General features: G+C 69.4%; 13 protein-coding genes. 7 read left to right on the top strand and 6 right to left on the bottom strand.

What is annotated here, in order from left to right; translation table 11 throughout:
- Nucleotides 1-55 precede the first annotated feature (55 nt).
- From OG257_RS13280 to OG257_RS13270, 3 genes are read left to right on the top strand one after another with little or no spacing between them, the layout of a single operon-like run.
- The gene (locus tag OG257_RS13280; RefSeq protein ID WP_329207541.1) at nucleotides 56-1,069 is read left to right on the top strand and encodes a carbohydrate ABC transporter permease; all 1,014 of its coding nucleotides are present in this window, start codon (nucleotides 56-58) and stop codon (nucleotides 1,067-1,069) included.
- Entirely contained in the window at nucleotides 1,066-1,938 is an 873-nt protein-coding gene (locus OG257_RS13275) for a carbohydrate ABC transporter permease (protein WP_329207539.1), read from the top strand. Before OG257_RS13280 ends, OG257_RS13275 begins: the two co-directional genes overlap by 4 nt.
- 8 nt (nucleotides 1,939-1,946) lie before the next feature.
- Entirely contained in the window at nucleotides 1,947-3,479 is a 1,533-nt protein-coding gene (locus OG257_RS13270) for a glycoside hydrolase family 3 protein (RefSeq protein ID WP_329207537.1), read from the top strand.
- A gap of 108 nt (nucleotides 3,480-3,587) precedes the next feature.
- Here the strand turns inward: OG257_RS13270 and nagB are convergent, their stop codons facing one another.
- A complete protein-coding gene (gene nagB / locus OG257_RS13265) occupies nucleotides 3,588-4,373 on the bottom strand; it encodes a glucosamine-6-phosphate deaminase (RefSeq protein WP_329207535.1) in 786 nt (261 codons plus the stop codon).
- Nucleotides 4,374-4,557: 184 nt separating this feature from the next.
- Here nagB and OG257_RS13260 point away from each other — a divergent pair, with 184 nt between their 5' ends.
- Nucleotides 4,558-5,607 carry an SIS domain-containing protein gene (locus OG257_RS13260; RefSeq protein ID WP_329207534.1) on the top strand — a complete coding sequence of 350 codons (1,050 nt, stop codon included), beginning with the start codon at nucleotides 4,558-4,560 and terminating at the stop codon, nucleotides 5,605-5,607.
- Between the two features lie 459 nt (nucleotides 5,608-6,066).
- Nucleotides 6,067-7,533, top strand: a complete 1,467-nt coding sequence (locus OG257_RS13255) for a sensor histidine kinase (RefSeq protein ID WP_329207532.1) — start codon at nucleotides 6,067-6,069, stop codon at nucleotides 7,531-7,533.
- Nucleotides 7,534-7,706: 173 nt separating this feature from the next.
- Here the strand turns inward: OG257_RS13255 and OG257_RS13250 are convergent, their stop codons facing one another.
- On the bottom strand, nucleotides 7,707-7,964 hold the full coding sequence (locus OG257_RS13250; RefSeq protein WP_003953983.1) for a WhiB family transcriptional regulator: 258 nt from the start codon (nucleotides 7,962-7,964) through the stop codon (nucleotides 7,707-7,709).
- 320 nt (nucleotides 7,965-8,284) lie between these two features.
- Nucleotides 8,285-9,253: a diacylglycerol/lipid kinase family protein gene (locus OG257_RS13245; RefSeq protein WP_329207530.1), complete on the bottom strand. Its 969-nt coding sequence runs from the start codon at nucleotides 9,251-9,253 to the stop codon at nucleotides 8,285-8,287.
- Between the two features lie 154 nt (nucleotides 9,254-9,407).
- On the opposite strand from OG257_RS13245, the gene OG257_RS13240 reads away from it, so the two are divergent.
- Nucleotides 9,408-9,857: a hypothetical protein gene (locus tag OG257_RS13240; protein WP_329207528.1), complete on the top strand. Its 450-nt coding sequence runs from the start codon at nucleotides 9,408-9,410 to the stop codon at nucleotides 9,855-9,857.
- An 86-nt stretch (nucleotides 9,858-9,943) separates the two neighbouring features.
- Here the strand turns inward: OG257_RS13240 and OG257_RS13235 are convergent, their stop codons facing one another.
- The 3 genes from OG257_RS13235 to OG257_RS13225 all read right to left on the bottom strand — a co-directional run bounded on the left by OG257_RS13235 (nucleotide 9,944) and on the right by OG257_RS13225 (nucleotide 11,799).
- Nucleotides 9,944-10,897 (bottom strand): RNA polymerase sigma factor SigF, encoded by a 954-nt coding sequence (locus OG257_RS13235; protein ID WP_443054382.1) that lies wholly within the window; start codon nucleotides 10,895-10,897, stop codon nucleotides 9,944-9,946.
- Nucleotides 10,894-11,307 carry an anti-sigma regulatory factor gene (locus tag OG257_RS13230; RefSeq protein ID WP_003966375.1) on the bottom strand — a complete coding sequence of 138 codons (414 nt, stop codon included), beginning with the start codon at nucleotides 11,305-11,307 and terminating at the stop codon, nucleotides 10,894-10,896. The genes OG257_RS13235 and OG257_RS13230 overlap by 4 nt, the downstream gene beginning before the upstream one ends.
- A 231-nt stretch (nucleotides 11,308-11,538) precedes the next feature.
- The gene (locus OG257_RS13225) at nucleotides 11,539-11,799 is read right to left on the bottom strand and encodes a UBP-type zinc finger domain-containing protein (protein WP_329207527.1); all 261 of its coding nucleotides are present in this window, start codon (nucleotides 11,797-11,799) and stop codon (nucleotides 11,539-11,541) included.
- Nucleotides 11,800-11,834: 35 nt separating this feature from the next.
- Here OG257_RS13225 and OG257_RS13220 point away from each other — a divergent pair, with 35 nt between their 5' ends.
- The gene (locus tag OG257_RS13220) at nucleotides 11,835-13,436 is read left to right on the top strand and encodes a Na+/H+ antiporter (protein ID WP_329207525.1); all 1,602 of its coding nucleotides are present in this window, start codon (nucleotides 11,835-11,837) and stop codon (nucleotides 13,434-13,436) included.
- Nucleotides 13,437-13,455: the final 19 nt, after the last annotated feature.

The following is a 13,455-nucleotide window of genomic DNA, read 5'->3' as shown; positions in this document are numbered from 1 at the left end:
GAACGCCGTGATTTCCGGGTGCGCACCCCCGGAATCCCGATGGAAGGTCAGCCACGTGACTGCTGCCGACACCCAGGCCGCCGGTCCACCGGTATCCGTACCGAGTGCCCCGGAGGAGATCGGGACCTCACCCTCCAAGCAGGATGCTGCCGGGCCGCGCCCGAAGAAGCGGCGGAAGAAGGGCGAGCTCCTCCCCTACTTCCTGATCCTGCCGGCGATCCTGGCGATCGCCGCCGTCTACGTCTACCCGCTGATCAAGACCGTGATCATGTCCTTCCAGGACCTGGGGCGCGCGGCTCTGTGGGGCAACGGCGAGACGCCGTGGGTCGGCTTCGAGCAGTTCACCAACATCCTCGGGGACCCCGAGTTCTGGTCGGTCACCGGCCGGACCGTCGTCTTCATGACCATCTGTGTCGTCCTGACCATGGGCATCGGCCTGCTGATCGCCCTGATGATGCTGCGCCTGTCCACCTGGGTGCGGCTCGTCCTGACGGTGGCACTGATCGCCGCCTGGTCCATGCCGCTGATGGTCGCCGCGTCCGTCTTCCGCTGGCTCGCCGACTCGGACTACGGCCTCATCAACACGCTGCTCGCCGACCTCACCGGCGACGAGGGCTGGCTCGGCCACAACTGGTTCCTCGACCCCTGGCAGGGCTTCGGCATCATCACGCTGCTGGTCGTCTGGGGCGCCATCCCGTTCGTCGTCATCACGATGTACGCGGCCCTCACCCAGGTCCCCAAGGAGCTGGAGGAGGCGGCAGCTCTCGACGGAGCCTCCGCGTTCGGTGTCTACCGCTTCGTGACGTGGCCCGTCATCAGGCCGGTCTTCACGATGGTCGCCACCCTGTCGGTCATCTGGGACTTCAACGTCTTCGGCCAGATCTGGCTGCTGCGCGGCAACAAGCCGGAGCCGGACTACGAGACCCTCGGCCTCTACTCCTTCTCCAAGGCGTTCGAGTCCACCTCCTTCAGCCAGGGCAGTGCGATCGCTCTGATCACCGTCCTGATGCTCTCCGGTGTCGCCGTGTACTACCTGCGCCAGCTGATCAAGACGGGAGAGGTCGAATGAGCACCTCCGCACCCTCGAACGCTCCTGCCCAGGTCCTGCGGCCCGACCGCAAGAAGAACCGCCTCGGCTACAACATCCTGGCGCTGGTCACAGCCGGCCTCATGGCCTTCCCGGTCTACTGGCTGATCGTCAGCTCCCTGCGCCCCAACCACGAGATCCGGTCGTACGACCAGACCCTGTGGCCCTCCTCCCTCACCTTCGACAACTTCGCGCGCGCGGTGAAGCAGGACAACTTCGCCACCGCGATCCAGTCGAGCCTGATCGTCTCGGTCACCGCCGTGCTCGGAGGCATGATCATCGCGACGCTCGCCGCGCTCGCCATCGGACGCTTCCGCTTCTTCGGGCGGAAGGCGCTGATGATGATCATGATCCTGGTCCAGATGCTGCCGCCGACCGCGATGCTGATCCCGATCTACCTGCAGCTCAACGCCCTGGGCGGCATCGACGAGTACTGGGGACTCATCGTCGTCTACCTGGTGTCCACGCTGCCGTTCGCGACCATCATGATCCGCGGCTTCGTGATCAACATCCCGGTGGAGCTCGAGGAGTCGGCGATGGTGGACGGCTGTACCCGCATGGGGGCCTTCCGCCGGGTCATCTTCCCGCTGCTGGCCCCGGGGCTCGCGGCCGCGTCCATCTTCGCGCTGGTCAACGCGTGGAACGAGTACCTCTTCGCGTACATCCTGATCAACGACAACTCCAAGTACACGCTCAACGTGTGGCTGATGACCTTCACCACCGAACGGGGCACGGACTACGGCGCGCTGATGGCGGCCTCCACGCTCATCTCCATCCCGGTGGTCATCTTCTTCATGATCATTCAGGGGAAGATGGCCACGGGGCTCACGTCCGGCGCAGTGAAGGGATAACGCGCGCGATGACCACCCTCGTATCCACCACGGACACCGTCACGCGCGATGCCCTCGCCGTGCTGCAGCCCGGGTTCACCGGCACCACCGCCCCCGACTGGCTGCGGCGCAGGGTCGGCGAAGGCCTGGCCTCCGTCGGCCTGTTCGGCCGGAACATCGAATCGCCCGAACAGCTTGCCGCGCTCACCGCGCAGCTGCGGGCCGAGCGGGACGACGTACTCGTCGCGATCGACGAGGAGGGCGGCGACGTCACCCGCCTCGAGGTCCGCAACGGCTCGTCCTTCCCCGGCAACAACGCCCTCGGCTTCGTCGACGACGTGGACCTGACCCGGGCCGTTGCCCGGGAGCTCGGGCGCCGGCTGGCCGAGTGCGGCGTCAACCTCAACTGGGCGCCGTCCGCGGACGTCAACTCCAATCCCAGCAATCCGGTCATCGGCGTCCGGTCCTTCGGCGCCGACACCGCCCTGGTCGCCCGGCACACCGCGGCGTACGTCGAGGGCCTCCAGGCCGCCGGCGTGGCCGCCTGCACCAAGCACTTCCCCGGGCACGGCGACACGGCGGTCGACTCGCACCACGCGATGCCCCGCATCGACGTGGATCTGGACACGCTGCACGCCCGTGAGCTGGTGCCTTTCAGGGCGGCCATCGCAGCGGGTTCCAAATCAGTGATGAGTGCACATATCCTGCTTCCCGCGCTCGACCCGAACCGCCCGGCGACACTGAGCCCCCAGATCCTCACGGGTCTGCTGCGCCAGGAGCTGGGCTACGAGGGGCTGATCGTCACCGACGGCATGGAGATGGACGCCATCGCCGGTACGTACGGCATCGAGCGCGGCTCCGTCCTCGCCATAGCCGCCGGCGCCGACGCCATCTGTGTCGGAGGCGGGCTGGCCGACGAGGAGACCGTGCTGCGGCTGCGCGACGCCCTGGTGGCGGCGGTACGGAGCGGTGAACTTCCCGAGGAGCGGCTGGCCGACGCCGCCGCACGGGTACGGGCTCTCGCGTCCTGGACGCAGCGGGCCAGGGGGGCTGCCTCGGAGCCGGGCGCGGACATGCAGGAGGGGACCGCGCCCGGCACCGGAGCCGACAGCGGCATCGGGCTCGTCGCGGCCCGCCGCGCCGTGAAGGTCACCGGCAGCGCCGAACCGCTCACCGGGCCCGCGTACGTTGCCGCGTTCACCCCGGTCGCCAACATCGCGGTCGGCGACGAGACCCCGTGGGGCGTCGCCGAGGAGCTGGCCCGGTTGGTGCCCGGGACCGGGACGGACACGTACGGCGACGGGACGCAGGCGGCCACGAACCAGGTGCTCAAGGCGGCGGGGGAGCGGCGCATCGTGGCGGTCGTCCGTGACGCGCACCGCCATGCCTGGATGGGGGAGGCGCTCGACGCCCTGGTGGCGGCGCGTCCCGACACCATCGTGGTCGAGATGGGCCTGCCGAAGGCGCCGCCGAGGGGGGCACTGCACATCGCCACCCACGGTGCGGCACGGGTGTGCGGGGTCGCGGCGGCCGAGGCGGTCACGGGCGTACGGAACGTGTGAGGGCGGTCCCGGTCGACGGGCGGAGTTCCGCCGACCGGGACGCGGCCTGTCGGAACGCGAGAGGGCCGGACACCCGCTGGGTGTCCGGCCCTCTTCCGTCGGGGTGTCTCAGATGCCCTGCCACGAGGGCTTCGCCGCATACGTGGCCCGGAAGTAGTCGGCGAGCTTCAGCTTGGACGCCGCCGCCTCGTCGACGACGACCGTGGCGCGCGGATGCAGCTGCAGTGCGGAGGCCGGCACGATCGAGGCGACCGGTCCCTCCACGGTCTGGGCGACCGCGTCGGCCTTGCCCTCGCCCGTGGCCAGGAGGATCGGGTGGCGCGACTCCAGGATCGTGCCGATGCCCTGGGTGATGACGTGGCGCGGCACCTGTTCGATGTCGTTGTCGAAGAAGCGCGCGTTGTCGACGCGGGTCTGCTCGGTCAGGGTCTTGATCCGGGTGCGGGAGGCGAGCGAGGAACACGGCTCGTTGAAGCCGATGTGCCCGTCGGTGCCGATGCCGAGCAGCTGGAGGTCGACTCCGCCGGCCTCGGCGAGCGCCTTGTCGTACGCCTCGCAGGCGGCCTGGACGTCCTCGGCGGAGCCGTCCGGGCCCATGAAGGACGCCTCGGACAGGCCGAGCGGTTCGACGACCTCGCGCAGCACCACGGAACGGTACGACTCGGGGTGGCCGACAGGCAGCCCGACGTACTCGTCGAGCTGGCAGATGCGGGCGCGCGAGGCGTCCACGGCGCCGGAGCGGACCTTGGCCGCCAGGGCCTGGTAAATGGGCAGCGGGGTCGAGCCGGTGGCAACGCCGAGCAGGGCGTCAGGCTTGCGGCTCAGCAGGGCGCCGATGGCACCCGCGATGAGTTTGCCGCCTGCCTTGGCGTCCGGGACGATGACAACTTCCACGCTGTGCCTGCCGATCTGGAGAGTGGCGTCATGTGGTATAGACCAATCGAAGTCCAATCTAGCAGAAGCGGGTAGTCCGGAGGTGAACTGTCCGCGCACGGAAACCCTTGCGTCGCCCCGCTGGCGGAGGTCCGGTTTGTCGTGTTCGACTCGTGCGAGCCAGCACCGACCGGGAGGTACCGTCATGTCCGATCGTCCGGGTGTGATCATGTCCGCAGAGATGTCCGAGCAGCCCGAGGTGCTCAGGCGCATCCTCCGCCGGGGGGCCGGCCCGATCGCTGCCGTGGCTGCCGAGATCGCGGCGAGGAAGCCGCGCTTCGTCCTGCTCACCGCGCGCGGTACGTCGGACAACGCGGCGCTCTACGCGAAGTACCTCCTGGAGATCCGGCTCGGCCTGCCGTGCGGGCTGGCCTCGATGTCCACCACGACGGCGTACGGCGCGAAGCCGGATCTGACGGACGTCCTGGTGATCACCATCAGCCAGTCGGGGGGCTCGCCGGACCTGGTCGCCTCGACGAAGGCCGCGAGGGAGGCCGGTGCGGTCACCCTCGCGGTCACGAACAATCCGGACTCGGGGCTGGCCGCGGTCTCCGAGCACCACATCGACATCCTGGCGGGCCCGGAGCGGGCCCTGCCCGCCACGAAGACCTACACCGCCTCCCTGCTGGCGCTCTATCTCTTCGTGGAGGCCCTGGGCGGTGGTGACGGGGCGGCCGCGGCCGCGGTGCTGCCGGACCTGGCCGACGGGATCCTGGGTCGCAGGGCCGAGGTGGCGGGGCTGGCCTCGCGCTACCGCTTCGCCGAGCGCATGGTCATCACCTCGCGCGGTTACGGCTACCCCACGGCCAAGGAGGCCGCACTCAAGCTGATGGAGACCAGCTACATCCCCGCTCTGTCCTACTCGGGCGCGGATCTGCTGCACGGTCCGCTGGCCATGGTCGACAACATCTCCCCGGTGATCGCCGTGGTCACCGACGGCCGGGGCGGAAAGGCCCTGCAGCCCGTCCTGGACCGGCTCCGTGGCCGCGGCGCCGACCTCTTCGTCGTCGGCCCCCAGGCGCAGGTGGAGGCGGCGTCCGCGGGCTTCGTGCTGCCGACGGCGGGAGTGGCGGAGGAACTGCAGCCGGTTCTGGAGATCCTGCCGCTGCAGATGCTGGCGTACGAGGTGACGATCGCCCGGGGGCAGGATCCGGACGCGCCGCGCGCCCTCGCCAAGATCACCGAGACGAGCTGACGTCCGGGAGCGGCTTCCGGGCGGCTTCCGGGCGGCTTCCGAGCGGTTCCGGGGCGGCTTCCGGGCGGTGCCGGTCCGGTCCGTCGGGCCCCGGAGACACCCGCGGGCCGCGGCGCCGGGACGGGACCCTCAGCCCGTCCGGCACCGCAGCCCGGAGCTACCTGGCCGGCGGTGTGCGGTGCCTCCGGCCACTGGAGACACCGGCGCAGTCAGGGCAGAGAGCGCCGGGTGTCTCGATCCGCTCTCCTGTGCGGGGAGAGCGGAGGTCTGTCTTGTACATGATGCTCTAGTTCCATCATGTGCATACCTGCTGCATTGTGGACTAGACCAATAGTCCGTGTCCATCCGCGGTCGCGGACATTTTTCTGAGCGCGACCGCACTGCACAGTGTCACGCATCGGCGGGCTGATCGGTTCGGAACCTGTCCGTATCCACAGGTACGCTCGCCCTGTGCCCTCCATGAACGACCTTGTCCGCCAGCACACAGCCCTGAGTGACACCGACCTCGAGTGGCTCCATCTGCTGGTCTCGGAGTGGCAGCTGCTCTCCGATCTGTCCTTCGCCGACCTCGTCCTGTGGGTGCCCACCCGCGACGGGACCCGCTATGTGTCCGTGGCGCAGATGCGGCCCAACACCGGGCCCACCTCCTACCAGGACGACATGGTCGGCCATCTGGTGCCGCGGGGCCGCCGGCCCCTGCTGGACGCCGCCCTGGACGAGGGGCGGATCGTGCGCGAGGGCGACCCGGAGTGGCGCGAGGAGGTCCCCGTACGGGTCGAGTCGATCCCCGTACGCCGTGAGGGCCGGGTCCTCGGGGTCATCGCCCGCAACACGAACCTCCTCACCGTGCGTACGCCGTCCCGGCTGGAGCTCACCTACCTCCAGTCCGCCTCCGACCTGGCCCAGATGATCGCCGCCGGGTCCTTCCCGTTCCCGGGCCAGCAGGTCGACATGGATGCTTCGCCGCGCGTCGGCGACGGGCTGATCAGGCTCGATGCCGACGGCGTCGTCCAGTACGCCAGCCCCAACGGCCTCTCCGCCTACCACCGTCTCGGCCTCGCCTCCGATCTCGTCGGCCACCACCTCGGCGCGACGACGGCCGAGCTCGCGCCCTCGCGCGGCCCGGTCGACGAAGCCCTGGTCAAGGTGGCGAGCGGGTACGCGCCCAGGGAGTTCGAGGTCGAGGGCGAAGGCGGCGTGATCCAGCTGCGAGCGATTCCGCTCAAGCCCAAGGGTGTCCGCATCGGTTCGCTGGTCCTGCTCCGTGACGTCACGGAACTGAGGCGTCGTGAGCGGGAGTTGATCACCAAGGACGCCACCATCCGGGAGATCCACCACCGGGTGAAGAACAACCTCCAGACGGTGGCCGCCCTGTTGCGCCTCCAGGCCCGCCGCATGGACTCGGAGCAGGGCCGCGAGGCGCTCAACGAGGCGGTGCGGCGCGTCGGTTCGATCGCCATCGTGCATGAGACGCTGTCCCAGAATCTGGACGAGCGGGTCGAGTTCGACGAGATCGCCGACCGCGTGATCGCGATGGTCTCCGAAATCTCGCCCGGCAAGGTCACCTGCCGCCGCACGGGCCGCTTCGGAGTCCTCGATGCGGAAGTGGCCACTCCGCTCTCGATGGTGCTGACCGAGGTGCTGCAGAACGCACTGGAGCACGCCTTCACCCCGGCCGAGTCCGGCACGGTGGAGGTGTCCGCGGTACGGGGCGGCTCACCCACCGAGGGGCGGCTGCTGATCACCGTGACGGACGACGGCCGCGGCCTGCCCGAGGGATTCGACCCCCAGCGGGCCGGCAACCTGGGTCTGCAGATCGTGCGGACGCTGGTGGAGGGCGAGTTGGGCGGCACCTTCGGCATGGTCCCGGGGCCGGGGCGCGGCACACAGGTCATCCTCGACATCCCGGTCACCAACGACAAATAGAGCGGCACCGCACAGAGCAGTGGGCCCGGACCGTGGTAACGGTCCGGGCCCACTGTGTGGTGCTCACGGTGCGATGCGCTTCGGGGGTACTGCGCGCTGCGACTCGAAGGCGGGGCTGTGCGTACGCTCTGTACGCGCCGCCTGGCTGAGGCTCGTCGTGCGGGGGGCGTCGGTCAGGCGCTGGCGTTACGCGCCCGGTTGCGAGCGGCGCGGCGCTTCATTGCGCGGCGCTCGTCCTCGCTGAGGCCACCCCAGACGCCGGAGTCCTGGCCGGACTCGAGCGCCCACTGCAGGCACTGCTCCATGACGGGGCAGCGACGGCAGACGGCCTTGGCTTCCTCGATCTGCAGCAGCGCAGGACCGGTGTTGCCGATGGGGAAGAACAGCTCCGGGTCTTCCTCACGACAAACGGCGTTGTGACGCCAGTCCATGGCTGCTACCTCTCCTTGGTATTACATGCGGATGCTTGTGAATGTGAACGCTTTCACGAATCCCCCCGCAGACGAAGGTCCGACTCCCAGATGAACTGGTTGTGGTCCTGTTGTGGTGAGGAGGGGTTCTGGCTCTCAGTGGAGGCCGATGTTGCGGGCCGTCCCGATCGCCATGTAGAGATTCGCAAACCTCGGCGGCGGATACAACCCCTTCTGGAAAGTTTTTTTTGATTCCTCGGTGTCGACTAGGTCACAGCCGTACTTCTAAGGGGTGGGGGCCAGCCCAAACGTTCGAGTTAAAGGACTTTGAGCCCTTCCACTCACACAATCACACGCAGTGCACGGCGTACGCCTGTGAACGTCACGCTCGTACGCAGTCCCAGGTGGTCACCGTCCATCTGGAAGGGCAGTGGAGCCTTTGAATGCAAGGTGAAGTCGGTGAGGTCATGGAGGGAGACTGCGTGCTTGCCGTGTGGGCCCTTCTCGGGGCTCGAAGTGAGCAGCTGGGTGGCATACCTCGCCACCGCGGGCGTCGTGAGGCGCTTCAGACCGAGGATGTCCAGGCCGGTGTCGAAGGATGCCTTCGGGGCGGCGTACATCGGACGATTCCCCAGGTAGGTCCAGGGTGCGGTGTTGCAGATTATGGACAGCGCGAGGTCCGTGACGGGGTCCCGGCCGGGCACGTCCAGGGTGATCAGGCCCTTGCGCCGGTGCGGTTCCTCCAGGAACTGGCGGATCACCTGGCGCACGTACAGCGGATGGGTCGAACGCTTGCCCCGCTCGCGTTTCTGTTCGACCCGGCCGAGGACGCCCGCGTCGAATCCGAGTCCGGCACAGAAAGTGAACCAGCGTTCCGGAACGGCTTCGTCCGCCGTGCCCGGGGTGCCGGCCGCCAGGCCGAGGCCGACCGTCCGTTCGCTGCGGTCGGCTAGTGCGTCCAGGATGGCGCCGGTCGCTTCCACGGCGTCGTTGGGAATGCCCAGGGCGCGTGCGAACACATTGGTGGAGCCGCCCGGAACCACGGCGAGACTCGGCAGGCTGTCCACATCGGGCCCCTTGTGCAGCAGGCCGTTCACGACTTCGTTGACCGTGCCGTCGCCGCCGAGGGCGACCACGAGGTCGATGTCGTCGGAGTCGGCCGCGCGTCGTCCCAGGTCCCGGGCGTGGCCGCGGTACTCCGTGGTCACGGCCTCGAGTTTCATCTCGCTCGCGAGGGCGTGGATGAGGACATCACGGGTCCGCGCACTGGTAGTGGTGGCAGCTGGGTTGACCACGAGAAGTGCGCGCATGCACGCCAGACTACCTACCGCGTTGTACCGGCCTGAAGTCCTGATCCGCTCGGTCCGCCGCCCGTAACGGAAAGTGACGACGTCCCGGGTCCGGTTCCGTTCCGGCTCGACCCCGGCTTCGCGTTCGGCGGGCCGGGATGCCAACCTGAATGGCGTGAGTACTCAGCAGAACGCGCCCTCCCCGTCGCCCTCGGCCGGCCCGGAGAGGCAGGGCCGGATCGCCGTCGTGGCCGCACTCAGTGCCCTGGAAGGGGCGGCGCTCGCCATCGGCGGGATCTACATGCTGGTCATGGGGCTGCTCGGCCGGCCCGAGAGCCCCCAGCAGGCCGAGATGGGCGGACTCACGCTGCTGGCACTCGGGCTGATTCCGCTGTTCGCCGCCCGCGGGCTGCTGCTGCGGCGCAGCTGGAGCCGCGGCCCCGCGCTCATCACCCAGCTCATGGCCCTGCCGGTCGCCTGGACGCTGCTGCGTGCGCAGGGCGCCCTGATCCCGGCCGGGATCGTCCTTGCCGCCGTCGCCGTGACAGCGCTCGTGCTGCTGCTCAACCCGGCGACCACGCGGGCGCTGGGCATCCGCGGGCCGCGGGCGACCCCCGAGGCCTGAGCCCGGGGGTGACCCCGGGGCGGAGCCCGAGGGTGACCCCCCGAGGCCCGAGCCCCGGGTCGTTCGTCCCCCGGCGCCCGCTCCGCCTACTCCTCGACGAGCAGCCGCTCGCGCAGCTGTGCGAGCGTGCGCGCCAGCAGTCGGGAGACGTGCATCTGGGAGATGCCGACCTCCTGCGCGATCTGCGACTGCGTCATGTTGCCGAAGAACCGGAGCAGCAGAATCCGCTTCTCGCGCGGCGGGAGGTCCTCGAGGAGCGGCTTGAGCGACTCCCGGTACTCGACACCCTCCAGCGCCTCGTCCTCGGAGCCGAGCGTGTCCGCCACCGCGGGGGACTCGTCATCCGTGTCCGGGACGTCCAGGGAGAGCGTGCTGTAGGCATTGGCCGATTCCAGGCCCTCCAGGACCTCCTCCTCGGAGATGCCCAGGCGCTCCGCGAGCTCGTGCACCGTCGGGGAGCGGCCGTGCTGCTGGGAGAGCTCCGCGGTTGCCGTGGTCAGCGACAGCCGCAGCTCCTGGAGGCGGCGGGGTACCCGTACCGCCCAGCCCTTGTCGCGGAAGTGCCGCTTGATCTCGCCGACGACCGTAGGGGTCGCGTACGTCGAGAACTCGACACCGCGGTCCGGGTCGAACCGGTCCACGGACTTGATCAGTCCGATCGTCGCGACCTGGGTCAGGTCGTCCAGTGGCTCGCCCCGGTTGCGGAATCTGCGGGCCAGGTGCTCGACGAGCGGGAGGTGCATGCGCACCAGCCGGTTGCGCAGCTCCGCCTTCTCCGGCGAGCCGTCGGCGAGCTCGCGCAGCTCGATGAAGAGTGCCCGCGCCCCGCTGCGGTCATGTGGATCGTGGTGCCTGTGCTCGCTCATCTGGCCCGCCCGCTCTGCCTGCGACTGCTTCACCGCGACCGTGCGGCCTTGGGTCCCGTCCGCACCGTCCACCGGGTGCGGCCGGGCCTGTTGCTCCGGGACGGCTGCTGGGCGCACCACCCCGGATCGGATCGTCTCGTCCCGCACAGGACCGTCCCCGTTCCCGTCGCTCACGCCGGCCCGGGTCCCGCGCCGCGCTGTTTGTAGAGGCTGATGCTGACCGTACGGTCGTCGGCGACCGTGGAGTCGACCTTGCCGGCCAGTGCGGAGAGCACCGTCCAGGCGAAGGTGTCGCGCTCGGGAGCGCGGCCGTCCGTGGTCGGGGCCGACACGGTCACCTCGAGGGAGTCGTCCACGAGGCGGAAGACGCAGCTGAGGACGGAACCCGGCACGGCCTGCTGGAGCAGGATCGCGCAGGCCTCGTCGACCGCGATGCGAAGATCCTCGATCTCGTCGAGAGTGAAGTCCAAACGCGCTGCGAGACCGGCCGTGGCCGTACGCAGCACCGACAGGTAGGCACCCGCAGCGGGCAGCCGGACCTCTACGAAGTCCTGATTCCCGGGCTCGCCTGCGATCTGGGACACCCTCACCTCCAAGGTGGCACAAACTCATTCGAGGCTCCGGGACGAGTGCCCGGAGCCATGCGGTCTTCGTCGGTTCTGTGGTTCGGCGACGCTATCGCGATCCATGATGCCGTGTCGCCGAGCCCCCATCCCCTGACCGTCACTCATGGTAAGCCCATGAGTACGCACAGTGGCTAGAGGTCTGCGGTGGTCAATTGCGAAGAACCGGCGCCGGTTTGACGTACCCAGACGTCAGACGATCGAACCGTCCTCGAAGCACCAGCGCCAGTTGTCGCCGCATTCGTAACTTCGCATGACCGGATGACCTGTCTCGTGGAAGTGCGCCGTGGCGTGCTTCAGGGGCGACGAGTCGCAGCAGCCGACGTGGCCGCAGGTGAGGCAGAGCCGCAGCTGCACGGGATGGCTGCCCGCGGCCAGACACTCGAGGCAGGTTTCGCTGAGCGGGGCGGGCTCGGGGCGCGGCATTTCGAGAACATGCAGGCACTCACTCATGATGGCCACGTTACGACGGATGCGAGGACGGTGAGATGGACGCGTTGCCGCTGGTGGCACTCGTAGCGGCCAGCGCGGCGGTCGCGGGGGCCGCGCGGCGGACCCCGGTGCCGGCCCCGTTGGTTCTGGTGGCCGTGGGCCTGCTGGCGGCGTACCTGCCGGGCGTACCGGACTACACGCTGGACGCGCACGTCGTGCTGCCGCTTCTGCTGCCCCCGCTGCTGTACACGGCCGCGGTCGACAGCTCGTACCTCGATCTGCGGGCCAATCTGCGGCCGGTCGCCCTGCTCTCCGTGGGGTACGTGCTCTTCGCCACCGTCGCGGTGGGCTGGCTGGCGTACCTGGTCGTGCCCGACCTGCCGCTGACCGCCGCGCTCGTGCTCGGCGCGGTGGTCGCCCCGCCGGACGCCGTCACGGCCGCCGCGATCGCCCGGCGGGTCGGGCTGCCCGCCCGGGTCACGACCATCCTCCAGGGCGAGTCCCTGGTGAACGACGCCACCGCGATCACCGCGTTCAGGGTCGCCCTTGCCGCCGCGGTCGGCGAGGGCGTCACCTGGGCCGAGGGGATCGGCGAGTTCCTGCTCGCGGCGGTCGGCGGAGTCGGTGTCGGCCTGCTGCTGATGGTGCCGCTGCACTGGCTGCGCACGCACCTCAAGGAGGCGCTGCTGCAGAACACCCTGTCGCTGCTGATCCCTTTCGTGGCGTACGCGGCAGCGGAACGGGTGCACGCCTCCGGAGTCCTCGCCGTGGTCGTCGTCGCGCTCTACCTGGGACACCGCTCCTGGCAGGTCGACTTCGCGACACGGCTCCAGGAAGCAGCCGTCTGGAAGATGGTCGCGTTCATCCTGGAGTCCGCGGTCTTCGCGCTCATCGGGCTGCAGCTGCCCTTCGTCCTGAGAGGGCTCGGCACCTACGGCGTCATCGAAGCCCTCTGGTACGCGGCCGCCGTGTTCATCGCAGTGGTCGTGGTGCGCTTCGTCTGGGTCTACCCCGCGAGCTACCTCCCCCTGTGGCTCTCCCGGCGCATCAGGGAACGCGAACCCGACCTGCCGTGGACCTCGCCGCTGATCGTGAGCTGGGCGGGGATGAGAGGCGTCGTCTCGCTGGCCATCGCGTTCTCCATCCCGCTCGTCACACACGACGGGGAGGACTTCCCGGCCCGCAACCTGGTCCTCTTCCTGACCTTCACGACCGTCATCGCGACCCTGGTCATCCAGGGCCTCACCCTGCCGCTCCTCGTGCGGGTGCTGAAGCTCCCGGGGCGTGACCCGCAGACCGAGACGCTGGCCGAGGCCCAGGCGCAGAGCGAGGCCTCCACGGCTGCGGAGACGCGTCTGGAGGAGTTGCTGTCCGATCCGCGCAACGCACTGCCCGACCCGCTCACCGAACGTCTGCGGACCGTCATGGAACGGCGCCGCAACGCGGTGTGGGAACGGCTCGGCGCGGCCAATCCGGTCACCGGGGAGTCGGCGGACGAGACCTACCGGCGACTCGCGCGGGAGATGATCGGCGCCGAGCGCGAGGTGTTCGTGCAGCTCAGGGACGAGCGCCGGATCGATGACGAGATGCTGCGCGCACTGCTGCGCCGGCTCGACCTCGAAGAGGCAGCGGCCTACCGGGAGTCGGACGGAGACTGAGTGTCCCAGGGCCCCGAGG

It is taken from the genome of Streptomyces sp. NBC_00683 (assembly GCF_036226745.1).
Taxonomy (GTDB): Bacteria; Actinomycetota; Actinomycetes; order Streptomycetales; family Streptomycetaceae; genus Streptomyces.
Note: the sequence above shows the minus strand (reverse complement) of the source record. Positions and strands in the feature narration are given on the sequence as shown.

Bases quoted from the DNA above. Each gene is read 5' to 3' on its own strand.
- OG257_RS13255 (WP_329207532.1), top strand. From the start codon at position 6,067: ATGAACGACCTTGTCCGCCAGCACACAGCCCTGAGTGACACCGACCTC.
- OG257_RS13220 (WP_329207525.1), top strand. From the start codon at position 11,835: ATGGACGCGTTGCCGCTGGTGGCACTCGTAGCGGCCAGCGCGGCGGTC.
- OG257_RS13250 (WP_003953983.1), bottom strand. From the start codon at position 7,964: ATGGACTGGCGTCACAACGCCGTTTGTCGTGAGGAAGACCCGGAGCTG.
- OG257_RS13260 (WP_329207534.1), top strand. From the start codon at position 4,558: ATGTCCGATCGTCCGGGTGTGATCATGTCCGCAGAGATGTCCGAGCAG.
- OG257_RS13275 (WP_329207539.1), top strand. From the start codon at position 1,066: ATGAGCACCTCCGCACCCTCGAACGCTCCTGCCCAGGTCCTGCGGCCC.
- OG257_RS13270 (WP_329207537.1), top strand. From the start codon at position 1,947: ATGACCACCCTCGTATCCACCACGGACACCGTCACGCGCGATGCCCTC.
- OG257_RS13245 (WP_329207530.1), bottom strand. From the start codon at position 9,253: ATGCGCGCACTTCTCGTGGTCAACCCAGCTGCCACCACTACCAGTGCG.
- OG257_RS13225 (WP_329207527.1), bottom strand. From the start codon at position 11,799: ATGAGTGAGTGCCTGCATGTTCTCGAAATGCCGCGCCCCGAGCCCGCC.